This is a genomic window from Desulfovibrio legallii (assembly GCF_004309735.1).
Taxonomy (GTDB): domain Bacteria; phylum Desulfobacterota; class Desulfovibrionia; order Desulfovibrionales; family Desulfovibrionaceae; genus Desulfovibrio; species Desulfovibrio legallii.
This window is the reverse complement of the sequence record NZ_SIXC01000001.1, coordinates 171,833-195,444: the sequence shown is the minus strand read 5'-3', so window position 1 is coordinate 195,444 and position 23,612 is coordinate 171,833. Positions and strand designations below refer to the sequence as shown.

Genomic DNA, 23,612 nt, shown 5'->3' with positions numbered 1-23,612 from the left:
ACTTGGCGGAGGCGCATAGGGGTCGAACCTACCGCAGACCGTAAAGCCTGCCACCGGTTTTGAAGACCGGGCGCCACACCGGTGACGAAACGCCTCCGCGCTGAAGGCAACATAGGCAAAAAAACGCTGCTGCGCAAGGGGATTAAAGACTGTGCCTGTGGCCCCAGTCGTAGAGGTAGTGCGTACCGAGGCCAAGATGCCTCAGGCCGATTTTTGCAGGATGGCACATTGCCAAACGCTGTTGCGGACTTATATAAGCCCAGGCAACGCCCCTTGGGGGCTGTTCCCCTTTAAAGATATTTGACACCGAGCGCGAACAGGTAGTATTCCGGTATGGGTGCGGGCCGTTTGTCCGGCCTTGGCCGTGCGCCCCCGCGTACGGAAAACGTTACGGAGGCAATGTTGAACCAGATAAGCCGCAACCTGATGCTCTGGGCGATTATCGTCCTGGCTATGGTCATGCTTTTCAATATGTTCCAGCAACCGCAAGGCGTCATGCAGCGGGTGCCGTACTCTGACTTTCTCAGTCAGGTGGACAACGGGCAGGTTATGTCCGTAACCATTCAAGGGCACACCCTCACTGGCAGAACTGCGGACGGCAAGACCGTGCAGACCTATGCGCCTCAGGATCTGGGCCTGGTCAACCGCCTTATTGAGAAAAAAGTTGAAGTTAAGGCTGAGCCGCCGGAAGAACAGCCCTGGTACATGACCTTGCTGGTTTCCTGGTTCCCCATGCTGCTGCTGGTGGGCGTATGGATATTCTTTATGCGTCAGATGCAGAGCGGCGGCGGCAAAGCCATGAGTTTTGGCCGCTCACGCGCCCGCATGCTCAACCAAGAAGGCGCGCGCGTCACCTTTGCCGATGTGGCGGGGGTGGATGAGGCCAAGGAAGAACTGCAGGAAGTGGTGGAGTTTCTCTCCAACCCCAAAAAATTCACGCGGCTGGGTGGTCGTATTCCCAAGGGTGTATTGCTGGTGGGCCCTCCCGGTACGGGCAAAACCCTGCTGGCCCGCGCCGTAGCGGGTGAGGCGGGCGTGCCGTTTTTTTCCATTTCCGGTTCTGATTTTGTGGAGATGTTTGTGGGCGTAGGCGCTTCGCGCGTGCGCGACCTCTTTGTTCAGGGCAAGAAAAACGCTCCGTGTCTTATTTTTATTGATGAAATTGACGCTGTGGGCCGGCAACGCGGTGCGGGCCTGGGCGGCGGCCACGACGAGCGGGAACAGACTCTGAACCAGCTGCTGGTGGAAATGGATGGGTTTGAAAGCAACGAGGGCGTCATCCTTATTGCCGCCACCAACCGCCCGGACGTGCTGGACCCGGCCCTGCTGCGGCCTGGCCGTTTTGACCGTCAGGTGGTGGTGCCCACCCCCGACCTGCGCGGCCGTCGCCGTATCCTTGAAGTGCACACCAAACGCACGCCGCTGGCCGGCGATGTGGATCTGGAAGTCCTGGCCAGGGGCACGCCGGGCTTTTCCGGCGCTGATCTGGAAAACCTGGTCAACGAGGCCGCCCTGCAGGCCGCCAAGCTCAATCAGGACCGTCTGGACATGCGCGATTTTGAGTACGCCAAGGACAAAGTACTCATGGGCCGTGAGCGCCGCAGCCTGATCCTCTCTGAAGAAGAAAAGCGCATCACCGCCTACCATGAAGGCGGCCACGCCCTGTGCGCCCGCCTGCTGCCCGGATCTGACCCGGTGCACAAGGTCACCATCATCCCGCGCGGGCGGGCTCTGGGCGTGACCATGCAGCTGCCGGAGGAAGACCGCCACGGCTATTCCCGCTCCTATTTGCGCAACAATCTTGTAGTGCTGCTGGGCGGTCGCGTAGCCGAAGAAATTATTTTTGACGACATCACCACCGGCGCTTCCAATGACATTGAGCGCGTCACCCGGCTGGCCCGCAAAATGGTCTGCGAATGGGGCATGAGCGAGGCCGTGGGCACGCTCTCCATCGGCGAGACAGGCGAAGAAGTCTTTATCGGCCGGGAATGGGTGCAGAACAAAAATTTCAGTGAAGACACCGCCCGCCTGGTGGATTCTGAAGTCAAGCGGATTGTGGAAGAGGCCCATAGCCGTTGCCTTAAACTGCTGCAGGACAACGTGGAGGTGCTCCACCGCATTGCTGCGGCCCTGCTGGAACGCGAAACCATCACGGGCAGCGACCTCGACCTGCTGCTGGAAAACAAGGATCTGCCCCCTTTGGACAGCAACGGCAAACCCGTCAAACCGGCTGCGCCCGAAGGGCAGGGCGGCGACTCTGGCGCCGCCCCCGTCGCAACCGACCCCACTGATGGCACGGGCGCCGCTGCTCCGTCCGACAAAAATGCGGACTTCACGCTGGAGCCGGATTCCGACGCTCCCGCGCGGCCGGTCGATTCCAAGGATTCACGGGATAATGACAACCACTAGCGGCGCTGCCGCCGCCACGGCTTCGGCCTGGCATATTCTGGGGGGGAGGGCGCTGACCACGCCCGCCCCCTTTGGCGTCATGGGTATCGTCAACCTCACGCCCGATTCGTTCTATGACGGCGGCAGCCACCCGGACGGGCCCCTCGGCCTGGCTCATGCGCTGCGCCTGCATGCCCAGGGGGCAGACATCCTGGACCTGGGCGCGGAATCCTCCCGTCCCGGCGCGGCCGCCTTGGACCCGCAGGCGGAGCTGGCCCGCCTGTTGCCGGTACTGGCTGGCCTGCGCCGTCAGGCCCCGGCCGCCGTGCTTTCTGTAGATACCTACCACGCCGCCACTGCGGCCGCTGTGCTCGCGCAAGGTGTGACCATCATCAATGATATTTCTGCCTGTGCCTTTGATCCGGCCCTGCTGGACGTGCTGGTGCAGTACAAGCCCGGCTATGTGCTCATGCACAGCCAGGGTCGACCAGACACCATGCAGCGCGATCCGCGTTACGACGATGTGCGGCGCGACGTAAGAGCCTTTTTTGAGCGCGAAATGAACCGCCTGGTGCGCGCCGGTCTGCCGGAAGACAGAATCGTGCTGGACCCTGGCATCGGCTTTGGCAAAACCCTGGAGCATAACCTGACCTTGCTGGCCCACCCTGAAGACTGGCTCACGCTGGGGCGGCCCGTGCTCATGGGGCTTTCCATGAAATCCGTATTCGGCGGCCTGCTGGGGCTGCAGCCTGCGGCTCGCGGCACGGCCACAGATACGGCCACAGCCCTGCTGCGGATCCGTGGCGTCTTCTGGCACCGGGTGCACCGGGTGGAAGCAGCCCGGCAGAGTCTGGCCGTGGCGGCCGTCCTGACCGGCCAGCGCTGACCCTGGCCGGCGCACTGCGTCCCAGGCCTCTGGACACGGGCCCGCAGAGCGCGTATGGCAAGCCACGGGACTTTCGGTCCCCGTACTTTTGCAGCAAGGAACATTTATGGGGTTGGAGCACATTGCCTTTGACTGGCGCGATGCCATGGACATTGCCGTGGTCAGCGTGCTGCTCTACCAGGTCATTCAGATGCTGCGCAGCTCACGTGCTCTGGCTGTACTTACGGGCCTTGGGCTGCTGACGGTCCTTTATTTTGTTTCAAATATTCTGGGTCTTTATACCCTGACTTGGCTGCTCCAGCACATTTTTAGTTCCCTGTTTATCCTTATTGTTGTTATTTTTCAGTCTGACATTCGCCAGGCATTGGGCGAAATGGGGGCCAGCCGTCTGTTCCGCAAACGGGGCCTGCAGCAGGACGCGGTGGAAGAGGTGGTAGCCGCCTGCGTGGAAATGGCGCGCCTGCGCGTAGGCGCGCTGATTGTGGTGGAGCGCAGCATGCGCCTGGGTGACATGATTGAACGCGAGGGCGTGCGGGTGGACGCCCAGCTTTCCCGCCGTCTGCTCATGAATATTTTTTACCCCAAGGCTCCGCTGCACGACGGCGCGGTCATTTTGAGCCACGGGAGGATCACAGCGGCCGCCTGCATTCTGCCCTTAGCCGTGGCCAAAGGGCAGAGCTTTGGCACACGCCACCGCGCGGCCCTGGGCATTACCAGAGAAAGCGACGCCGTGGCCATTGTGGTTTCTGAAGAGCGGGGCGAAATTTCTTTGGCCATGAAGGGCGAGCTGGTGCGCGCCCTGGACGCGGCCCGCCTGAGGCAGGTGCTCAATGAAATCGTCTGACCCTTCCCGTCGTCCGCCCCATTTGCTTTCATTTTTACTTTCCGTCCTTATTGCTGTGGGCATGTGGTATATGGTCAGCGTGCGGGACAGGCTGGAAGCCCAGTTTGACGTTAATCTGGACTATTACGGTATCCCGGCCAATCTGGTCATCACCGACGGCCTTATCACCAAGGCCACGGTGCGTCTGCGCGGGCCGGAAACGCTGCTGCGCTCCGTAACCCAACGCAAGCTCATCCAGGCCGTAAACCTCTCCAACATCAAGAAAGGCACGACTGTGGTGCCCCTCACAGCCGAACACCTGGGACCGGGCTTCCGCGCCTTTGAGCTCATCGACGTGCAGCCCCCGCGCATTGTCATCAAGGCGGACAACCTGCTGGAGCGTAGCGTACCCGTGCGGGCCATTGTGGATTCGCCCCTCAAGGGCGGCGCCCTTACAGTGGAAAACGTGAGCGTAACCCCTGCCACTGTGGTTCTGCGCGGGCCGGAAGCCGTAGTGGAAGATATTGCCAATGTGCCCCTGACCATCATGCTGGACCCCAAGGCTGCCGGCACCACCGTGCACCAGACCATCCCTCTGGATACGCCCGGCATGGTCACGGCCAATCCTTCCTCGGTACGGGTGCAGTACACCATTACCAGCGGGCGTACAGTGGTGAGCCGCCGCTGCAGAATTGAAATTTCCGGAGAAAACCGTCGCGCTTACACCGTCACGCCCGACGAAGTGACCGTTATGGTGGAAGTGCCCGAAGCCCTGGCAAAAAGCAGCAAATATCTTGGACAGTTGGAGGTCAGCGTCACGCCGCCTGATCTGGATCCGGGCAAAAGCAAGGATGTGGAACTGCGCTTCCGCCTGCCTGAAGGTATGACCCTGCTTAATCCTGTCACCGAAGCGGCAACGGTGACCCGCAACAATCCCGCCGACAAGAAAAAACAGTAGACAGTAATCCAGAGGCAGAATATGGCTGAACGTCTTTTTGGCACGGATGGTCTGCGCGGTACGGTCAACACGGCCCCCATGACCGTGGACGTGGCTTTGCGCCTGGGCCTGGCCGCCGGCGTACGTTTCCGTCGTGGGGAGCATCAGCACAAGGTGGTCATCGGCAAGGATACGCGCCTTTCAGGCTATATGTTTGAGTCGGCGCTTACGGCAGGGCTGTGCGCCGCCGGCATGCATGTGATCATGACCGGTCCTCTGCCCACGCCGGCCATATCCTTTCTTACGCGCAGCATGCGTGCAGATTTGGGCGTGGTCATTTCTGCTTCGCACAATCCTTTTCAGGACAACGGCATCAAGTTCTTTGACGCAGAAGGCTACAAACTGCCCGATGAAACCGAAGACGAAATCGCCCGCATGGTGCTTGCCCCCGACTTCGCTTGGCCGTACCCCGATGCGCGTGGAGTAGGGCGGGCCAGCAAGATAGAAGATGCGGGCGGCCGCTACATCGTGTACACCAAAAGCTGCTTTCCGCCCCAGCTGACCCTCTCCGGCCTGCGTATTGTGGTGGACTGCGCCAACGGCGCCAGCTACAAAGTGGCCCCCCTGGCCCTGGAAGAGCTGGGGGCCGAGGTTTTTCGCCTGGGCACCAATCCCAACGGCACCAACATCAATGAGCACTGCGGCTCTCTGCATCCGGAATTGGTGGCGGCCAAGGTGCGCGAGGTACGCGCCGACGTGGGCCTTGCCCTGGACGGCGACGCTGACCGACTCATCGTAGTGGATGAGCACGGAACCATCCTGGACGGCGATCAGCTTATGGCCATGTGCGCCCAGGCCATGATGGCCAGGGGGGAACTGCCGGGCAACCTGCTGGTGGCCACGGCCATGAGCAATATGGCTTTGGAAATCTTTATGCGCGAGCACGGCGGCACCTTGTTGCGCACCAAGGTGGGCGACCGCTACGTCATGGAGGCCATGCGCCGCGAGGGCGCCATGCTGGGCGGCGAACAGTCCGGCCATCTGATTTTCCACCGTTACAGCACTACCGGCGACGGCCTGCTGGCCGCCCTGCAGATCCTGCGCATCATGCGCGAGAAGGAAAAGCCCCTTTCCCAGCTGGCCGGGCTGCTCACGCCCCTGCCCCAAACCCTCATCAACGTGCGGGTGGAAAAACGTCTGCCCTTTGAGGAACGTCCGGCCATCGGCGCGGCCGTAGCCCAAGTGGAACAGGATTTGGCGGGGCGGGGACGGGTGCTGCTGCGTTATTCCGGCACAGAAGCGCTTTGTCGTGTCATGGTGGAGGGTGAGCATCCCGACAAGGTCCGGCAGTATGCTCAGGATCTGGCCGCAGTGGTGGAACGCGAACTGCGCTGAAGCCGTCACGCAATTTTGATGCGGTCCGCCGCAGGTCTCCATGAAGGGGTCTGCAGCGGACCGCATTTTTGCGACATGCAGCGCCATCGCAGAGTGAAGTTGTCTTATCCCGCCGCAGCTTCCAGGCTGCGGGCCAGGGCTTCCCCCTGAGGGCCGCCGCCGGCCATGCGGGCCAGCTCCGCGTGGCGGGCCGCCGGGTCCAGGGGCGCACAGAGGGTGAAGGTGGCCCCTGCGCGTACGGTTTTGACGATCTGAAAATGCTTGCGGGCCCGGACGGCCAGCTGCGGCCAGTGGGTGATCAGCAGCATTTGCCGACTGGCGGCCAGAGCAGAAAGTTTTTCCGCCAGCTTGTTGAGGGTAAGCCCGCCCACGCCCGCGTCTACTTCATCAAAAATAAAGGTGGCCCCTTCCGCCTCTTCGCCGCGCACACCGGCGAGCGCCAGCAAGAACCGGGAAAGTTCGCCGCCGGAGGCAATCTTGTCCAGGGGCTGGGGCGGTTGGCCGGGGTTGGGGGCCCAGAGGATGCGTCCGCGCTCATCATGAAGGCCGGGCCAGACCTCCTGAGGCGTAAATTCCGCCAGCACGCGCACCTGGTCGGAAAAGCCCAGACCGCGCAGCTCCTCTTCCAGCCGCCGCACCGTTGCTGCAGCGGCGGCGCGACGTGCGGGGCGCAGGCGCTCCAGCACACCGTGCAGACGTACGGCCAGAGCGGCCTCCTCCGTATCCAGACGGTGCAGATCCAGGGCACAGACATCCAGAAAGGAAAGGTTCTGGCCTATCTCATCTTGCAAGGCAAGGATTTCCGGCAAGGTCCGGTGCAACTTGCGCTTGAGCTGAGCCAGGGTAAAAAGGCGTTCCTCCACCTTATCCAGATCGGGCAGGTCATCATCCAGGGGGCCGCGTCGCAGACGTCGGGCCAGCTCCGTCAATTGTTCACGCAGGCTCGCTGCGGTTTCAGCCGTGGCCTTACAACCTGCGTCCCCTTCGGCTAGATGGTCCAGCAACTTTTCCAGCCGCACAAGCTGGTCCAGCAGACCTTCCCCTTCGTCGCCGTGGAGCAGGGCAAGGGCCCGTTCGTGGTCCTCACGCCGCCGTTCCGCCTGGCGGACCTGGGCTCGCAGCGATTCCAGGCGCTCTTCCTCGCCGGGCTCCGGAGCCACCTTGGCGATTTCCTGCTGCTGCATCTCCAGCAGTTCGCGACGCTCGGCCAGGCCGGCCTGTTTTTGGCGCAGGGCTTCCCGTTGCGCGGCCAAGCGGCGCAGGTCTTCCAAAAGGGCGTCCCTTTGGGTGGGCAGGGTGGGGTCGGCAAGGCCGTGTTCCAACAGGCGGGCCTGCACGGCCGGCTGCAAAAGTTTTTGCTGGGCGTGCTGGCTGGTGTGGCTGACCAGACGGTCGCGCAGGTCACGCAGGCTTTCCTGGGAGCGCAGACTGTCATTGATGTAGAGCCGACTGCGGCCGCTTTCGGCCAGAAGTTCGCGGCGCAGGATCAGATCCTGTTCCGGCTGACTGAACAGGGCTTCCACCTGGGCGCGCTCGGCCCCTGGGCGCACCATGTCCGCCGCCAATCTGTCGCCCAGCAGAAAACCCAAGGCTTTAAGAATAAAGCTCTTGCCGGCCCCGGTTTCACCAGTCAGCACGTTCATGCCGGGGGCAAATTCCAGCTCCATGTCCTCAATGAGGGCCAGGTTGCGAATGCGCAGATATTCCAGCATGGCAGGTTCCGCGGGCTTACATTTTAAAGTATAACTTTAAATTTTATACCAACAGGCTCTTCAGCGGCGCAGGCGCGGGTCGCTAAGGTCGCGCAGGCTTTCGCCCAAAAGATTATAGCCCAGTACCGTGACCAAAATAGCCAGCCCGGGATAGACGGAAAGCCAGGGCGCGGTTTCGATGACGGATTTGCCGTCCATGAGCATGTTGCCCCAGCTGGCCGTAGGCGGCTGTACGCCCAGGCCCAGAAAACTCAGACTGGATTCCACCAGGATGGCCCCGGCCACGCCCAGGGTGGCCGTGATGAGCACGGGCGCCAAGGCGTTGGGCAGGATATGCCGCAGCAATATGCGCCAGGCGGGCGTACCCGCCAGGCGGGCCGCATCCACAAACTCCCTTTGGCGCAGGCTGAGGGCCTCGGCCCGCACCAGCCTGGTGACGCCCATCCAGGAGGTGAGCCCGATAACGACCATTATATTGGTAAGGCTTGGTTCCAGAAAGGCAATGACCGCCAGGATGAGAAAAAAGGAGGGGAAGCAGAGCATAATATCCACGGCGCGCATGACCACCTCATCCACCCAGCCGCGAAAATAACCGCTCACCAGACCCAGCACCGTGCCGATGCTGACCGAAATGCCCACGGCCACAAAGCCTACCCAGAGGGAAATGCGCCCGCCGAAGAGCAGACGGGAAAAAACGTCTCGCCCCAGCCGGTCCGTGCCCAGCCAGAACAGGGCGGAAGGCGGCTCCAGAATATGGTCCAGGTGCAGGGCATCGGGATTGTAAGGGGCCAGCCAGGGGGCCAGCAGGGCGGCCAGGGACATGCCCAGCACCAAAATGAGCCCCAGCGTCAGCATGAGGTTACGGCCCAGCAGTTTTTTCAGGACGACGGGGCACATGTCAGCTGCCTTCCCCGGCGCTGCGGATGCGCGGATCGGCCAGGCCGTAACAAACGTCAGCCAGCAGATTGCCCGCCAGGGTGAGCACCGCGCCCAACACCAGGTTGCCCATGATCATGGTGTAGTCGCGGGCCATGACGGCGGCATAAAAAAGCTGGCCCAGGCCGGGCAAGGCAAAGATGGACTCGATGATGACGCTGCCGCCGATGAGCCCCGGCACGGAAAGACCCAGCAGGGTAATGACCGGCAAAAGGGCGTTGCGCAGAGCGTGGCGCAGGACCACGGCGGTTTCGCTCAGCCCTTTGGCCCTGGCGGTAAGGATGTAGTCCTGCCGCAGCACTTCCAGCATGCAGGCCCGCATATACCGGGACATGCCCGCAAGCCCGCCCACAGTATAGACCGTAATAGGCAGGGCCAGATGCCGGGCCAGGTCGCAGAAGCGCTCCCAGGGGCCCATTTGGGCGTAGTTCATGGAAGTGAGGCCGGAAATGGGCAGCCATTGCAGATCAATGCCGAAAAAGAGCATGAGCAGCAGGGCCAACCAGAAAGAGGGCATGGCGAAACCCAGAAAAACCAGAACGGTCACCGTGCGGTCCAGCAGGGAATTGCGGCGGCAGGCCGAAATAATGCCCACGGGAATGGCGATGGCCAGGGTAAGGAGCAGAGAAACCAGGTTCATGCCCACGGTAAGGGGCAGACGCTCCAGAATTCTGGTCAGCACGGGCCTGCCATCGGCGGACATGGAATTGCCGAAATCCAGGTGCAACAGGCGCACCAGCCAGTCCCAGTACTGCACGTACAGAGGGCGGTCCAGCCCGTAGAGGGCCTCCAGCCGCTGACGTGCAGCCGCGCCGGCCAGGGGGTTGAGGGTAGTTTCCATATCCGTGGGCGAACCGGGGGCCAGGTGGATGACCCAGAAGCTGATGATGGTAATGCCCCAAAGCACCAGCAACATCCAGAGGGTTTTGCGCAGGGTGTTGCGGGCCACATCGCCCCAGGCGGAACGGCTGCGGACGGGAGAGGAGGGCAGGGCGCTCATGGATCTGGATTACTCCGTGCGGGTCATCCACTGGCGCATGTCCGTCACTTCCTTGAGCCAGTCCGGAGAAAGGCGCAGGCGCAGAAAGCGGGCATAGAGCGCATCCAGCAGGCCGGTGCAGATTTCCATCAGGGCGATCTTTTCCAACAGCAGGGCGTCGGGGTCGTCGTCCGCATCACTGGTGTCGATTTTGGGCGTGCGCAGACTGTTTAAGCAAAAGTCCTCAGCCTTGAGACTGAGCTGAAAAGCCAGCTCGTCCTTTTCCAGGCGTACCAGGGCGCGGCTGACCTTCTTGCCCGTGCCCAGGCCGAAACGGGCCTCGCGCAGCGGAGAGAGCGAGCCGGAAACCGTTGCCGTTTCCCGCGCTTCGCCTTCGCCGCCTTCCACCACGATGCGCTGCTCCATAGAAACCGCAAAGGGCGCGCCCGTGGCGTCTGTAAAGCCGCCAGGGGCCGTGTCGCTCTGATACCAGAGCCAGGTCAGAAATTCCCTACCCAGGATGCTGTCTGGGGATTCGGCGGAATAGGCTGTGCTCATGTTCTGTCTTCCTTTACGCCTGTGGGGCGAACTGGGTGGCTTCAAGCTGGTCCAGGCGGATGAGGCTGTCTTCGTCCAGCAGGCTGGCCGCCAGATTGTAGGGCGTAAGCTGCTCCAGGTGCAGATCAAAAGTCTTGAGGAATTCTTCCATAAACAATTCGATCATCTTGCCCTGGGTGGAGGCGAACCAGATTTCGTTTTTGTCCGTGGCCCAAAGTACGTTGAATTCCGCCGGTACAGGCAAAAAACGCTGCCGCAGGCGCAGCATGACCTGTTCCTTGAGTTCTTTTTTGCGTTCACGCGCAATAAAGGTCTTGCCCTGGTCGCGGAGCCGGTTTTTTTCCTCTTTAAGGGCCAGGGCCAGGTGCTTTTTGACAACTCCGGCAGGGATGCGGCGCGTGTCCAGCCGCAGAGAAAAGACCAGGTACGCCCCCTTGTGGGGTGTGGCCGTGGTCCACTGGGTGTCCAGCATGTCTTCAAAGCTGACCCAGCCGCAAGCCTGCGGCTCCGGGATATTGTCGATATCCTGCATGGCGTACTGCTTGAGCTTGTCCGGAATCTGCGGCCAGAGCTCGGCGGGCACGGGATCCAAAATGCGGAAACGGGTAAAACTGCAGGCGCTGTTGGCAAAGCCCATGAACATACCTCGGCGTAAGACGTTGGCCTGTGTTGTACGTCAGAGCCGCGCCGTGGGCAAGCCCAGTGTGGCGCGGCCCTTGGGGTGTGGCCGTTGCCGCAGGCAGGACGGGGGGCGTATGCGCCACCAATGCGGACGGTGCCGGCAAAGGGGACGGCTGGACTGTGTTCAGAGGGCATGCGTACGACAGCATGGCTGTGTCCCGCCGCACAAAGGCTGGCACAACAACAGAGGGCTGAACCACCTGAAGCCGGGGAAAATTGTGGTGCTGCAGCGTACTTGTGTCTTGTCTGTCTTTGCGATGGCTTGCGGTACGGCGATTTTGGCTTTTGTCCAAACCCGCCGGGGTCTCTGGCGGCAAGGTATGGTCTGCGGGATGGGGCAAAGGGCAGGCTCCCCCGGCGCGGATTTAAATGTCCCATAATGATAATTATGTAAACTTTTGAGACAAAAAACCGCGTTGTCCCTGCAGTAAACGCTTTGGACGCAGCCAGGGCCGCCATCCCGCAGAGCTTGCCCCGTTGTGCCCGTCTGTACGGCCCGTGTACGCATCCGGCCAAACGCTTCAAGCGTCGGGCCTGGCGCTTTTATCTGGCTCGATTTGGCTGTCGCACAGCCTACCGAACCCACGGCGGCCCCAAATCCACGCCGTCAACATGGACTTCCGTCGAATAAACCTGCGCCGTCAAAAATCCGCGTCTTGACGCGGGCTCCCGCTTCGCGCACCATGCGCTCAAGCGGATCCCCGCGCGCAGACTTTTTATGCATGGACAGGGTTCGGTGTGGTGCTTGGGCCTCTATTCCTCTTTGGGAGATACCCCTTCTCAAAAGGTTCCACATAAGAAAAAGGGAGCGTTCTCGCACCGCTCTCCCCTCTGCATGGCGTAGTCGCATGGTTGGTAGGTCTTTTCGCGCGGCTGTCAGGGGTTTGCCGCCGCGTGGAGTGTCCGGCTTTCATACAATTAAAGTATTTCTTTAACGTATAGTAACATTAAGAAATTTACGGCACGCTCGTTTCGGCACGTAACCGCGCAAATAAAGGGCGGCGCTGCTTCATCTGTAACTAGCCCTACTGCTGTCTTTGCCCGTAACTTTTTTCGTCGTAACGGGCCAGGCTCCCGCGGCGCAACGGCTGAAGCTACGCTGGCGCCTCCGCGGCGGGCGTCTGCTTACACAACCGTCAGGGCATTCCAACGTTGCAATGCCCTGGGGTATTTTTTCAGGAGATTGGGACATGAACGGGAAGGGGCACCAGCAGCGCACGGCGCGCACACGAGTCGGCGCTACGGCCGCACAGGCAGAAATGACCGGGCCGGACGCGCCCGCAACTCAGCGGCTGAACAAGGCCATTGCGGCCAGTGGTCTGTGCTCCCGGCGCAAGGCGGACGAGCTTATTCTGGCGGGCCGGGTTTCTGTCAACGGTCTGCCGGAACCCAGCCCCGGCCGTCAGGTGAGGCCGCAGGATGTGCTGGCCGTGGACGGAAGCCCCTTGGCGGCCCCCCAGAGTTACGCCTATGTGCTGCTGCACAAACCCGTGCGGGTTGTCTGCACGGCGCACGACCCCGAAGGGCGACCCACCGTGCTGGATTGCCTGCCTGAGGCTTTGCGCGAGCTGCGGCTCTACCCGGTGGGCCGCTTGGACTATTTCTCTGAAGGATTGCTGCTGCTGACCAATGACGGCGCGCTGGCCCAGCGGCTGTGTCACCCCAGCCACCACCAGCCCAAGACCTATGAGGTGCTGGTGCGCGGCGCGGTGCCGCCCGCAGCTCTGGAAGCCATGCGCGCGGGCATGCGCCTGGCCGAAGGGGAACAGCTCGCCCCGGTGACGGTATCGGCTGTGCCTCAGGCCAGGGGTACGTTGCTGCGCATGGTGCTGCACCAAGGGCTCAACCGACAGATCCGCCGCATGTGCCGCGACCTGGCTCTGACTATCCTGCGTTTGTGCCGCGTGGCCCAAGGGCCTCTGGCCTTGGGAGATCTGCCCGCCGGTGTGGCCAGAGCTCTGACCAGCCGCGAGGTGGAAGCCCTGCGGCGCAGTGTGGGGCTTTGAGGCTTCCCCTCGGCTCTGCAAAAGTTTTTTCCCTACGCGCCCCTTTTGAGCAGACGCTCCAGAAAGCCCAGCGCATCCTTCTGCAGAGCGCAGAGGTGCTCCTCTCCTTTAAAACTTTCGGTGTAGACCTTGCAAATGGGCTCGGTGCCCGAAGGACGCACGGCAAACCAGCCATCTTCACTTACCACTTTAACGCCGCCCATGGGCGCATCGTTGCCCGGCGCGCGGGTCAGCACTGCGGTTACGGGCGATCCGCCCAGGCTGCGCAAGGGCACATCCTCCGGCCTGACAGCGGCCAGAGCGGCGCGCACATCGTCGTCCGCAGGCGCGTCCAGGCGCTGATAAACGGGGCGGCCCAGGCGCTCGGCCAGTCGTTCGTAAAGTTCAGAAGGCGAAGCCTGCTCCACGGCCATCATTTCGGCGGCCAGCAGGCACATGAGGGGACCGTCCTTGTCCGTGCTCCAGGGGCTGCCGTCAAAGCAAAGAAAGGAGGCCCCGGCGCTCTCTTCGCAGGCCAGGCCGCAGCTGCCGTCGCGCAAATAGGGCACAAACCACTTGAAACCCACGGGCACCTCCAGCACAGGACGCCCCAGGCTCTGCCCCACCCTGTCCAGCATGGCGCTGGTCACCAGCGTTTTGCCGATGCCGCTGTGCGCGGGCCACTGCCGCCGGGTGCGGAACAAATACCAGGCCGCTACGCTGAGGTAGTGGTTGGGCGGCATGAGCTCTTCGCGCGTGACAATGCCGTGCCGGTCTGAATCGGGGTCGCAGGCAAAAGCCAGGTCAAAACGCCCGCGCATTTCCAGCAGACGGCTCATGGCGTAAGGCGACGAGCAGTCCATGCGGATTTTGCCGTCCTTATCGCAGGGCACAAAGCGAAAGGTGGGGTCCACCACCTTGTTGACCACCGCAATGTCCAGGCCGTAAGTTTCGGCAATGGGTTCCCACAGGGGCAGGCTGGCCCCGCCCAAGGGGTCCGCGCCCAGCTTGAGGCCAGAGGCGGCGATGGCCTTCATGTCCAGCACCAGGGCCAGGTCATCCACATACTGACGAATAAAGTCGTATTCCTCCACCAGGGGCGAGGCCAAGGCCGTACGCAGGGACACAAGTCGCACGCTGCGGTTGCCGCTTTCAAGGCAGACATTGGCCAGACTTTGGATCTGCCTGGTGACCGCCGCCTCGGCCGGGCCGCCGTGGGGCGGATTATACTTGAAGCCGCCGTCGCGCGGGGGATTATGGGAAGGCGTGATGACGATGCCGTCCGCAAGGCCCGTGGCGCGCCCCGCATTCCAGCGCAAAATGGCGTGAGAAACGGCCGGGGTAGGCGTGTACGCCCCATGGCGCGGCACACGCACCGCCACGTTGTTGGCCGTCAGCACTTCCAGAGCTGAGCGGAAGGCCGCTTCGGAGAGGGCGTGGGTGTCGCCGCCCAGAAAAAGCGGGCCGTCAATGCCCTGCGCCTTACGGTAGTCGCACACGGCCTGGGTGATGGCGTAGATGTGCTCTTCATTAAAACTGCACAACAGGGATGTGCCCCGGTGCCCGGACGTGCCGAAGGCCACCCGCTGCTCCGGTCGGCCGGGATCGGGAACTTCGGTATAGTACGCGCTCATGAGCGCGGGGATATTTTCCAGCTTTTCCGGGGGGGCAAGCTGCCCCGCATCCGTATGGACCACAGGCATGACAATCTCCCTTGTTGTGTGGCGGGCTGCCGCTGCTCCTGCCCTGACTCATACGCCGGAACGGGCCGGGCGGCAATGCCGCTCACGCGCCGCAGGCGACGCGGGCAAAAAATTCGCGATAGGAGCCCCAGTCCGGCCCGACCAGCTCCCCGGCCAGCATGCCGAAGGCCGTATGCACCGCCCGTCGGCGGACTTCATGTTCCGCTTGAAGGCGCGTTTGCCACTGTTCTGTAGTTCGCACCCAGCGCAGCAATCCCACCAGGGTGCGGGCCCGGACCAGGGCGGTGTGCCTTGCGGCGACCAGGGCTTGCCCCGCCGCGGCCACTGCGGCCAGCCCCACAGGGTCGGCCAGGGCAGTCGCGGCCGCAGCGGCTGCGGCGTCGGCGTCGTTACGGGGATAGGGGGGCAAAATATTTTCACCGGGGCAGAACAGCTCCGTCAGGCCATTGGCGCACTGTTCCATAAGTAATGCCGCGCCCCAGGCCATGGCTTCAAAAACGCGGAAATTCAGTTCGGAAAAAGCCGTCTGGTTAAGCACAATGCGACTGCGCGCAAACAGGGGGCGGTAGTCGCCGCTGCGGCAGACAAGGGGGTGGCGACGCTTGAAGCCTTGTAGAAAGGGCTGCCGATCCGGATTGTTTTTGTGCCCCAGGGTGCCCACAAAAACTACAGGCACATCCCTGCTCTCCCAAAGCGGCATTGAAGGCGGCTCTCCGGGATAGAACAGGGGCAGCCAACGACAGGACTGGCCTTCACCCATGAACAGCTGGAGGTGGTCCTTCTGCGCCGCCAGAGCCAAGTCAAAGCCGCGGGCATAGGGGATGTGCCAGGGATTGCAATACGTGTCTATGGAGTAGAAGGCACTGGGGCACGGGACGTCTTCCGGATTCAGCAGCAGGGGCAGGTTGCCGTTGTCGGCATAAAAGAAGGCATCCGGAAGAAAACCGCGGGCGGCCAGCAACTGCCAGAGCCGCGCCGCAGTGACCGGATGTTCCAGCACCAGGCCCTGGTGTGCCCCGGGGCCCATATGAAGCACCTGGAATCCCAGTTTTTTCAAGGCGTCACAGAGGTATGTACCCCCAAACACTAGAATGCGCTCGTCCACGTCCCTGCCCCACTGCCATGGTCTTTCCGCACACTCAGAACCGTCCGCCCGTCGTAAGCGGATTTCCTTTGGAATTTCGTTCATCCCTCAAAGAGAAGCAAAAACTGCACCTGTGCGCACGTAACTGGCACGGTAGCTGGGGTCGCAACTCCCTTCAATGCAAGTGAGCCAGACTAGAGTATTTAACACTTGAAATGCTCGCTTACGGCAGGCAAAAGCCTGCCTTCTCGCATTTCGTGGCAAGGATTTTCAAGAAAATCCTTGCAGAGCAATTAACTCATTTCATTCGTAAACTGCTCTAACGCCCATGCTCTTGTGCGGCATATGGGTGCAGTCGCCAAGGCAGTGCCGGGCTGCTCTGTCTTGGAAGTGTTTTTACCAATAACGTTGCAAAATAGTAAAAAAAACGGGGCGTCCCGTCAATGGGACGCCCCGGAAATGCGGTGCGGACCACCCCGCTGCCGCTGCTCGTGCTATTTGCCCAATGTCACCGTGCGGAAGTAAACGTCTCCGCGCCGGGAAATCTGCAGCATGACGGCGCCGCGTTTGACGCCCTCGTCGTTGACGATCCGGGAAAGATCCTGGGCGCTGCTGACGGGCTTGAGGTTGGCTTTGAGAATCACGTCGCCAGGACGCAGGTCCGCTTCAGCAGCGGGTTTGTTCTGGTCCACATCCACAATGAGCAGGCCTTCGTTGGCGTCCAGCTTCAGTTCACGGCGTTCCTCTGGGGTAAGGGGACGCACGGCGATGCCGAGCTGCCCTTCATTCTGTCCGTGTTTGCCGGCCTTGCCGCCATTGAAGCCCGTAAGGGAGGACTTACGTTCGCCCAGGGTTACGGTGAGGTCACGGGTTTTGCCGTCCCGCCAGACGGTGATGGCAGCCTTGGAGGCGGGGGCTTTGTCCGCAATGGCCCGCAGCAGGGCTGCGGCGTCGGCAATGTTTTTGCCGTCCACGCTCAGGATGATGTCGCCGTCCTTCATGCCCGCCTTGGCGGCGGGTTCGCCTTCCATGACGCTGCCCACCAGGGCGCCCTTGGCTTCGCCCAGACCCAGGGCCTTGGCCGTGCCTTCATCCACGTCCTGAATGGTCACGCCGATCCAGCCGCGGCTGACTTTTTTGCCGCTTTTGATCTGGGTAATGATGCTGGAGGCCATATTGCTGGGGATGGCAAAACCAATGCCCTGCCCGCTGGCGATAATGGCCGTGTTAATGCCGATAACCTGCCCCTGAAGGTTGAGCAGAGGGCCACCGCTGTTGCCAGGGTTGATGGAGGCGTCGGTCTGCAAAAAGTTGTCAAAAGGCCCGGCGTGGATATTCCGGTTTTTGGCCGACAAGATGCCCGCCGTTACCGTGTGGTCCAGACCAAAAGGATTGCCGATGGCCAGCACCCAATTACCCACCTGCAGGGCTGCGGAATCACCAAAACTGAGGAAGGGCAGCGGCTTTTTCACGTCCACTTTGAGCAGGGCCAGGTCCGTCTCTTCGTCCGCACCGATGAGCTTGGCCGGGATGGCTTCGCTCTTGCCCGTGCTCTGGTCCAGGGTCACCCGGATAACGTCCGCGTCGGCCACCACATGGTTGTTGGTGACGATGTAGCCGTCTTCAGAGATGATAAAGCCGGACCCCAGGGATTTTTGGCGCATCTGCGGGCGTTTGCCGCCGCGCATGCCGAACTGGTCAAAGAATTTTTCAAAACCGGGAGGCATGTTGCGGAACATCTCACCGAAGATGTCGTCCTGGTCGCCGCCACTGGCCTTGCGCTCTGTATTAATATTGACCACGGCGGGGCCGCATTTGGCGGCCAGATCGCTGAAATCGGGCAGTCCGGCGGCCCCGGCGCTCTGCCAGGAAAGCAGCAACGCCAGAGCCACCAAAGCGGAAAGGTATTTGCGCACAGTCATGGAAAGCTCCTTGCTATTTTTTCTGCAAAGCCTTCTGCAAAGCCTGTGCCATAATACTTGTTCCCATGCTGCCGCCATTGCTTCCGGCGCCGTGGCCGGCTGCGGCTTTGGCATGTTGCCGCCAGGCCTTATCCTCGGCCATTTCTGCGGCTTCGGTGCCTTCGGGAGCCAGGCTGATGCGTCGGGCCGCAGGGTCCATATTTTGCACCACCAGGGTCACGGCGTCGCCTTTGTCCAATTTGCTGAACTGGGCGGCGTTTTTGGCGCTTTTGAGCACCCCGGCGGGCAACAGACCGGTGATGCCGGGAGCAAGCGTAACAAACAGGCCGTACTGGCTGCGGCTTTCCACCGTGCCGTCAACGCTGGCGCCCACGGGGAAGCGTTGGGCCGCGTCCTGCCAGGGGTCGCCTTCGGCTTCACGCAGGCTCAAAGATATGCGGCGGGTTTCAGGATTGATGTCCCTGATTTTTACGGATACGGCATCGCCAGGCTGCACCACGTCCTCGGCCTTGAGCACCCGCCGTTCCCAGGACATTTCAGAAATGTGCACCAGCCCTTCCACACCGGGCAGAATTTCCACAAAAGCGCCGAAGGGCGCCAGGCGCACCACCTTGCCAGGCACCACTTCGCCGGGGGTAAGGCGCTGGGAAACTTCCTGCCAGGGGTCGCCCTGGGCCTGCTTGCGCGAAAGGGCTATGCGCACCTGCCCTTTTTTGTCCTTTTCCAGGTTGAGCACCTTGGCGCGCACCACGTCGCCGAGGCTCACGGCCTCATCCGGGGCGCTGACTCTGGACCAGGAAAGCTCGGAAATATGGATCATGCCCTCCACGGCCGGGGCCAGTTCCACAAAAGCGCCAAAGGGGGCCAGGCGGCTGACCGTGCCTTCCACCGTATCGCCCACCTTGAGGGTCTGGAGCAAAGCGTCCAGATTTTCCTGCCGCTCACGATCCAGCAGGGCGCGGCGCGAAACCACAATGTTGCGCCCACGATTTTCTACCCGTGTGACCAGGAACTGCAGGGTGCGGCCCACCAGGCCTTCGGCTTCCGCCGTGGACGCGCCGATCTGGCTGCCGGGGCAGAACGCAGTTTTGCCCAGTACTTCAACGGTGTAGCCGCCCTTGCAGATGGCTGCCACCCGACCTTCCACGGGCACGCCGCTGTCGCGGGCTTCTTCTATGGCCGCCACGCCGCTACCGCTCATGGAACGGGAAAGGCGGATTTCCTGCGGAGAAACGCCGATGACCCAGGCTTCCAGCTTATCGTCGGGCTTGACGGTTTCGTTGCCCTCAGCGTCCAGAATGTCCTTGCGGTCTAGGATGCCGTCCACCTTGATGCCCACATCCACAAAGACATTGTCGCCGCTGATGGCGATGACCGTGCCTTCCACCTTCTGGCCGGGCTGCAGACGCCCTGCTGTGGCCTCGTGGGCCGCCAGCAGCGCGGCAAAATCTTCAACGCCTTCCTCCGGCGCGACGGCCGGGGTTTTCTCCTCGATCATCTTTCCTGCTCCTTCACAAGCGGATTTCATACTTGAGTTATAAATTCTATGCTATCTCTGGTAGAAAAACAATGCGGCCCGGCAGGGTTCCGCAGCGACGCTGCGCCTGTTTGTCGGCAAAAGTGGGTGACTTTTACGCAGCTGGGTATTTTTTACCCGCTGCCCGGCCGTACGCGACAGGCGGCACAAGCGGCCGCAGGCGCCGAAAAAATTATTTGAACAGTTCCCGTTCGGGAACCTTATGGTCAATGCGGTCTTCCACCTCTATGCCCTTGGGCGGCGTAAAGCTGAAGGCCCCGGCCTCCAGACGGGCGTCGGGCGTAAAGCTGGTGAGGCGCACGTCGTTGCCGTTGCCGTAAAAATCCGTGATGGCGGCCCGACGGATATAGCCCGTATTCCGCTCCACCCAGATGACGGCCTCCACCATCTGCGGCGAAGGGTCTTTGGGGTAGAGCCGCAGCCTGACCAGACCATCGTCCTGTCCTTCATTCTTGATTTCAAAGTCTTTGGTAAGGGCGGCCTGACCGGTGATGACCTGGATAATGCTGCGTGAATCCTGCACCAGGCTCGGCGGGTAGCGATAGGCCACGTCTTCGTCGGGCAGATAGTCCCAGATCTCCCTGTCCGTGACCACCAGCGTTTCTTCATGGGGCCGTGCCGTCTGCCAGCGGATGCGCAGGGGCTTTTGGAACAGCAGCGTGCCCTGCCGTTGCTCCACCGAGCCGCTCTCCTTGTGGCTGAGGGTCTGGGTGAAGCCGGCGGAAAAAGCCTGCAGTTTTTCGTAGCGGGCCTGAATGGTCTGCGTCAGAGGGTCGGCAGCGCTCGCCGCCGGGGCGGGAGCGCACAGGGCCAGGGCCAGAAATGCCAGGACAAGAGCGCGCATACTTCCTCCGCGGCCGAAGCCGCCTTTTCCGACGGCGCGCAGCCGGGCGTCGCCGAAAGGTGTCTGGTCCGGCGTCCGGGCCGCCGCGGGGCGAGGGTTACTTCACCACCGCCCTGGGTTTGCTGCCGTCGGCCGGGCCGATGATGCCGTCCTGCTCCAGTTGCTCTACCAGGCGGGCGGCGCGGTTGAAACCGATTTTGAAACGCCGTTGCACCAGGGATATGGAGGCCCTGCCCTGCTCGCTTACAAAAACCTGCACTTCGCTATACAGAGGATCCTGGGCCGCATCGCCGCCGCCACCGCCGCCGGAACCGCCGTTGGCCGCTTCCGGGCTCCACTGCGCAAAATCCACCTTATAGGAAGGCCGCAGGTGGCGCTTCCAGTGGGCCACCACGCGCTGCACCTCCTCGTCGCTCAGGAAGGGGCCGTGCAGGCGCAGCAGACGGCCGCCGCTGGGCTTGAAGAGCATGTCGCCCCGGCCCAGCAGGTGTTCCGCGCCCACCTGGTCCAGAATGGTGCGCGAATCGTGCTTGGAAGTGACCTGGAAGGAAATGCGGCAGGGGAAATTGGCCTTGATCAGCCCCGTGACCACATCCACGCTGGGGCGCTGGGTGGCCAGAATCATGTGGATGCCCGCCGCGCGGGCCAGCTGGGCCAGACGCACAATGCTGGTTTCCACCTCGCGGGCGGCGGTCATCATAAGGTCCGCCAGCTCGTCGATGACAATGACCAGATAAGGCAAAGGCTCCAGGTCGGCAAAGTCGGACGGCAGGTCATTTTTGTAGGCGGCCAGCTTCTGGTTAAAGCCGGCCACGTTGCGCACGCCCAGCCGGGCCATGGCTTCGTAGCGGCGGTCCATCTCGTGCACGGCCCAGTCCAGGGCGTTTTTGGCCTCGCTCATTTCCGTGACCACGGGGTGCACCAGGTGCGGTTCGTCGGCATACACGGCCATTTCGATGCGCTTGGGGTCCACCAGCAAAAGCTGCAGGTCTTCCGGCTGCGTGCGGTAAAGCAGGCTGATGAGGATGCCGTTGAGGCAGACGCTTTTGCCCGCGCCAGTAGCCCCGGCCACCAGCAGGTGCGGCATGCGGGTCAGATCGGCCATGTAGGGCTGCCCGGCAATGTCCTTGCCGAGGATCATGGTCAGAGGGCCGCAGCCCTTGCGGAAGGCCTCGCAGGCCGCCAGCTCGCGAAAATTGACGGTTTCACGGTTCTCATTGGGGATCTCTATGCCGACGGTGTCCGTGCCGGGTATGGGGGCCTGGATGCGTACGGCAATGGCTTTGAGGGCCAAGGAAAGGTCGTCGCTCAGATTGGCGATGCGGCTCACCCGGATGCCGGGCGCCGGGCGCACTTCATACATGGTGACCACGGGGCCGGGTGTAATGCGCACCAGCTCGCCCTGAATGTCAAAATCCTTGAGGCAGGCGATAAGGGCCTTGCCCCTGGCCTCCCGGTCTTCCCGGGCCGGACCGCCCGCCGTTTTGGTCGGGGGGGCCAGCAGGTCCAGGCCAGGCAGAGGAATGGGGGCCTTTTTGCCCAGCAGGGGGGCCAAAGCGGCCCGCACCCCACCGCCGCGCGGGGCTTTCTCCTCAGGGGCGGGAGCGGCAGGCGCTTCTTCAGGAGCGGGTTGCGGCTTTGCCGCGTCGGCAGGCGCGACAGGCGTAGAAGGCGTCGCAGGCCCGAAGGCTTCAGCCCGGGGGAAGGGGTCATCGTCAAGCGCAAAGCCCGACGCCGTGCCCGGAGCCACGGAATCCGCCCCTTTAACGGGTGGGGCGTCCGCGTCAGGCTGCTCCGTGCCGGAGTCAGCTGCCCCCAAACTGCCCGACCCAGGCGCATCTATGGGGTTACCGTCCTCATAGACCCTGGGCAGCCGCCCTGCAGTGGGCCGGATGTCGCCCAGTTTATCCAGCAGCCTGGTCCAGAGATCACGCGCGGGCAGGCGCCAACGGGCCAGCAGGCGATCCAGCACGGGAGTCTCTTCCGCGCCTGCTGCCGCAGGTTCCGGCTCGGCAAAGCTGACAGCTTCGGAAGCGGACGCTTTTTCTTTTTGCGCGGCCTTTTCCCGCCAGGTCAGCCAGCGGGCGTGCAGCCAGCGCCCCAGCCGGCCGGCCAGGGTAAACCAGGAGATATTGCCCGCCAGCTGCGTGCCCACCAGGGCCACAAACAGCCAGAGCAGGGCTGAACCGCCGGGGCTGAGATAGTGGCTGGCGTTATTGTGCAGGGCGCTGCCCACCATGCCGCCGCCCCAGAGGTCGCCCACGGAAAAATCCCCTGCCGCCGCCAGCACCAGCAGGCAGAGCGTCATAAGGAAAAAGCCGCACCAGCGCAGCCAATGCAGACTGTAAGCGGGAGAAATGCACGCAGCGCCCAGCGCCCCAAAAGCCAGCGGGCAAAGCAGGGCCACCACGCCAAACACGTCGTTAAGAAAACCTGCAGCGTAAGCGCCGAACAGCCCCGCTTTGTTGTGCACCACTGCCGCGCCGCTGACCACATGGTTGAGGCTGGGGTCATTGGCGTCAAAACTGCCCAGGCTGAGCAGAAGCAGTAAAGCCCAGAACAGCAGAAAAAGGCCGAAAAGCTCGCGACTGAACTTGTGGGAATCCGTAGGGCTACCCTCCCTGGACAGGACTATTCCCGACCCAGGTATTCCTTGGTACGGGTGTCCACCTTGATGCGGTCGCCCTCATTGACGAAAATGGGCACCTGAACCGAGATGCCGGTTTCCAGCTTGGCGGCCTTGGTGACGTTGCTCACCGTATCGCCCTTGGCGCCGGGTTCGGTTTCCACCACTTCCAGCACTAGGCTCAGGGGAATATCCACATCCAGCGGATTGCCCTTGTAGAACAGCACGCGACATTCCTGCCCATCCTTAAGGAAACCTTCCTTGCCGTCCGTGGCGTTGATGTGCATCTGCATCTGTTCGTAGGAGGTCATATCCATGAAAATGAGATTATCGTCTTCACGATAAAGAAACTGCATGTCGCGGGTTTCCAGATCGGGCTTCTCCACCTTTTCACCGGAACGAAAGGTGATGTCCTGCATACGGCCAGTGAGGATGTTGCGCAGCTTGGTGCGCACCATCGCGCCGCCCTTGCCGGGCTTGAAGTGCTGAAACTCCACAATTTCGTAAGGGGTGCCCTCCACTTCAATCTTCAGGCCCTTGCGGAAATCCGTGGTTGAATACATGGGTTTTCCTCCATAAAAGCGGATTCGGGATGGTGCATCGCGCACACTCCCGG

The 23,612-nt window shown here is 62.1% G+C and carries 18 protein-coding genes and 1 tRNA gene; 6 read left to right on the top strand and 13 right to left on the bottom strand.

The window, feature by feature from the left end; all coding sequences use genetic code 11:
* Positions 1 to 3 precede the first annotated feature (3 nt).
* A tRNA-Sec gene (locus EB812_RS00795) sits at positions 4 to 97 on the bottom strand.
* A gap of 305 nt (positions 98 to 402) precedes the next feature.
* Between EB812_RS00795 and ftsH the strand changes: the two genes are divergently transcribed.
* The 5 genes from ftsH (at position 403) to glmM (ending at position 6,429) form a co-directional block, all read left to right on the top strand.
* Positions 403 to 2,409, top strand: a complete 2,007-nt coding sequence (gene ftsH / locus EB812_RS00790) for an ATP-dependent zinc metalloprotease FtsH (protein ID WP_130957736.1) — start codon at positions 403 to 405, stop codon at positions 2,407 to 2,409.
* On the top strand, positions 2,396 to 3,274 hold the full coding sequence (folP, locus tag EB812_RS00785) for a dihydropteroate synthase (protein ID WP_118228939.1): 879 nt from the start codon (positions 2,396 to 2,398) through the stop codon (positions 3,272 to 3,274). The genes ftsH and folP overlap by 14 nt, the downstream gene beginning before the upstream one ends.
* Before the next feature lie 106 nt (positions 3,275 to 3,380).
* Positions 3,381 to 4,118, top strand: a complete 738-nt coding sequence (gene cdaA, locus EB812_RS00780) for a diadenylate cyclase CdaA (RefSeq protein ID WP_118228940.1) — start codon at positions 3,381 to 3,383, stop codon at positions 4,116 to 4,118.
* Complete coding sequence (locus EB812_RS00775; RefSeq protein WP_118228941.1) at positions 4,105 to 5,055, top strand: CdaR family protein; 951 nt, start codon at positions 4,105 to 4,107, stop codon at positions 5,053 to 5,055. The genes cdaA and EB812_RS00775 overlap by 14 nt, the downstream gene beginning before the upstream one ends.
* 21 nt (positions 5,056 to 5,076) lie before the next feature.
* Positions 5,077 to 6,429, top strand: a complete 1,353-nt coding sequence (gene glmM, locus EB812_RS00770) for a phosphoglucosamine mutase (RefSeq protein ID WP_118228942.1) — start codon at positions 5,077 to 5,079, stop codon at positions 6,427 to 6,429.
* Positions 6,430 to 6,533: 104 nt separating this feature from the next.
* Here glmM and EB812_RS00765 read toward each other — a convergent pair whose 3' ends face one another.
* Genes EB812_RS00765 through rdgC form a run of 5 tightly spaced genes read right to left on the bottom strand, consistent with a single transcriptional unit; the run spans position 6,534 to position 11,251 of the window.
* Positions 6,534 to 8,141: a DNA repair protein RecN gene (locus tag EB812_RS00765; RefSeq protein ID WP_118228943.1), complete on the bottom strand. Its 1,608-nt coding sequence runs from the start codon at positions 8,139 to 8,141 to the stop codon at positions 6,534 to 6,536.
* Between the two features lie 60 nt (positions 8,142 to 8,201).
* Positions 8,202 to 9,038, bottom strand: coding sequence for an ABC transporter permease (locus EB812_RS00760; RefSeq protein WP_118228944.1), 837 nt, complete (start codon positions 9,036 to 9,038; stop codon positions 8,202 to 8,204).
* Between the two features lies 1 nt (position 9,039).
* The gene (locus EB812_RS00755; RefSeq protein WP_118228945.1) at positions 9,040 to 10,077 is read right to left on the bottom strand and encodes an ABC transporter permease; all 1,038 of its coding nucleotides are present in this window, start codon (positions 10,075 to 10,077) and stop codon (positions 9,040 to 9,042) included.
* Between the two features lie 9 nt (positions 10,078 to 10,086).
* The gene (locus EB812_RS00750; RefSeq protein WP_118228946.1) at positions 10,087 to 10,614 is read right to left on the bottom strand and encodes a hypothetical protein; all 528 of its coding nucleotides are present in this window, start codon (positions 10,612 to 10,614) and stop codon (positions 10,087 to 10,089) included.
* Positions 10,615 to 10,627: 13 nt separating this feature from the next.
* The gene (gene rdgC / locus EB812_RS00745) at positions 10,628 to 11,251 is read right to left on the bottom strand and encodes a recombination-associated protein RdgC (protein ID WP_118228947.1); all 624 of its coding nucleotides are present in this window, start codon (positions 11,249 to 11,251) and stop codon (positions 10,628 to 10,630) included.
* Between the two features lie 1,303 nt (positions 11,252 to 12,554).
* On the opposite strand from rdgC, the gene EB812_RS00740 reads away from it, so the two are divergent.
* Positions 12,555 to 13,301, top strand: a complete 747-nt coding sequence (locus EB812_RS00740; protein WP_118229070.1) for a pseudouridine synthase — start codon at positions 12,555 to 12,557, stop codon at positions 13,299 to 13,301.
* Positions 13,302 to 13,333: 32 nt separating this feature from the next.
* Here the strand turns inward: EB812_RS00740 and EB812_RS00735 are convergent, their stop codons facing one another.
* From EB812_RS00735 to efp, 7 genes are all read right to left on the bottom strand, one after another.
* Positions 13,334 to 14,983, bottom strand: coding sequence for a phosphoglucomutase (locus EB812_RS00735; RefSeq protein ID WP_118228948.1), 1,650 nt, complete (start codon positions 14,981 to 14,983; stop codon positions 13,334 to 13,336).
* An 82-nt stretch (positions 14,984 to 15,065) separates the two neighbouring features.
* Positions 15,066 to 16,010: a glycosyltransferase family protein gene (locus tag EB812_RS00730; RefSeq protein ID WP_165450851.1), complete on the bottom strand. Its 945-nt coding sequence runs from the start codon at positions 16,008 to 16,010 to the stop codon at positions 15,066 to 15,068.
* 551 nt (positions 16,011 to 16,561) lie between these two features.
* Entirely contained in the window at positions 16,562 to 17,989 is a 1,428-nt protein-coding gene (locus EB812_RS00725; protein WP_118228950.1) for a DegQ family serine endoprotease, read from the bottom strand.
* A gap of 13 nt (positions 17,990 to 18,002) precedes the next feature.
* Entirely contained in the window at positions 18,003 to 19,487 is a 1,485-nt protein-coding gene (locus EB812_RS00720; RefSeq protein ID WP_118228951.1) for a 30S ribosomal protein S1, read from the bottom strand.
* A 211-nt stretch (positions 19,488 to 19,698) separates the two neighbouring features.
* A complete protein-coding gene (gene lolA, locus EB812_RS00715) occupies positions 19,699 to 20,370 on the bottom strand; it encodes an outer membrane lipoprotein periplasmic chaperone LolA (RefSeq protein ID WP_118228952.1) in 672 nt (223 codons plus the stop codon).
* A gap of 97 nt (positions 20,371 to 20,467) precedes the next feature.
* A complete protein-coding gene (locus tag EB812_RS00710) occupies positions 20,468 to 22,936 on the bottom strand; it encodes a DNA translocase FtsK (protein WP_242621152.1) in 2,469 nt (822 codons plus the stop codon).
* Between the two features lie 65 nt (positions 22,937 to 23,001).
* Entirely contained in the window at positions 23,002 to 23,559 is a 558-nt protein-coding gene (efp, locus tag EB812_RS00705; RefSeq protein WP_118228954.1) for an elongation factor P, read from the bottom strand.
* Between the last annotated feature and the right edge of the window lie 53 nt (positions 23,560 to 23,612).

Coding starts and splice junctions, on each gene's coding strand:
- folP (WP_118228939.1), top strand. CDS start 2,396: ATGACAACCACTAGCGGCGCTGCCGCCGCCACGGCTTCGGCCTGGCAT.
- cdaA (WP_118228940.1), top strand. CDS start 3,381: ATGGGGTTGGAGCACATTGCCTTTGACTGGCGCGATGCCATGGACATT.
- EB812_RS00775 (WP_118228941.1), top strand. CDS start 4,105: ATGAAATCGTCTGACCCTTCCCGTCGTCCGCCCCATTTGCTTTCATTT.
- glmM (WP_118228942.1), top strand. CDS start 5,077: ATGGCTGAACGTCTTTTTGGCACGGATGGTCTGCGCGGTACGGTCAAC.
- EB812_RS00765 (WP_118228943.1), bottom strand. CDS start 8,141: ATGCTGGAATATCTGCGCATTCGCAACCTGGCCCTCATTGAGGACATG.
- EB812_RS00760 (WP_118228944.1), bottom strand. CDS start 9,038: ATGTGCCCCGTCGTCCTGAAAAAACTGCTGGGCCGTAACCTCATGCTG.
- EB812_RS00755 (WP_118228945.1), bottom strand. CDS start 10,077: ATGAGCGCCCTGCCCTCCTCTCCCGTCCGCAGCCGTTCCGCCTGGGGC.
- EB812_RS00750 (WP_118228946.1), bottom strand. CDS start 10,614: ATGAGCACAGCCTATTCCGCCGAATCCCCAGACAGCATCCTGGGTAGG.
- rdgC (WP_118228947.1), bottom strand. CDS start 11,251: ATGGGCTTTGCCAACAGCGCCTGCAGTTTTACCCGTTTCCGCATTTTG.
- EB812_RS00740 (WP_118229070.1), top strand. CDS start 12,555: ATGACCGGGCCGGACGCGCCCGCAACTCAGCGGCTGAACAAGGCCATT.
- EB812_RS00735 (WP_118228948.1), bottom strand. CDS start 14,983: ATGCCTGTGGTCCATACGGATGCGGGGCAGCTTGCCCCCCCGGAAAAG.
- EB812_RS00730 (WP_165450851.1), bottom strand. CDS start 16,010: ATGGGCCCCGGGGCACACCAGGGCCTGGTGCTGGAACATCCGGTCACT.
- EB812_RS00725 (WP_118228950.1), bottom strand. CDS start 17,989: ATGACTGTGCGCAAATACCTTTCCGCTTTGGTGGCTCTGGCGTTGCTG.
- EB812_RS00720 (WP_118228951.1), bottom strand. CDS start 19,487: ATGATCGAGGAGAAAACCCCGGCCGTCGCGCCGGAGGAAGGCGTTGAA.
- lolA (WP_118228952.1), bottom strand. CDS start 20,370: ATGCGCGCTCTTGTCCTGGCATTTCTGGCCCTGGCCCTGTGCGCTCCC.
- efp (WP_118228954.1), bottom strand. CDS start 23,559: ATGTATTCAACCACGGATTTCCGCAAGGGCCTGAAGATTGAAGTGGAG.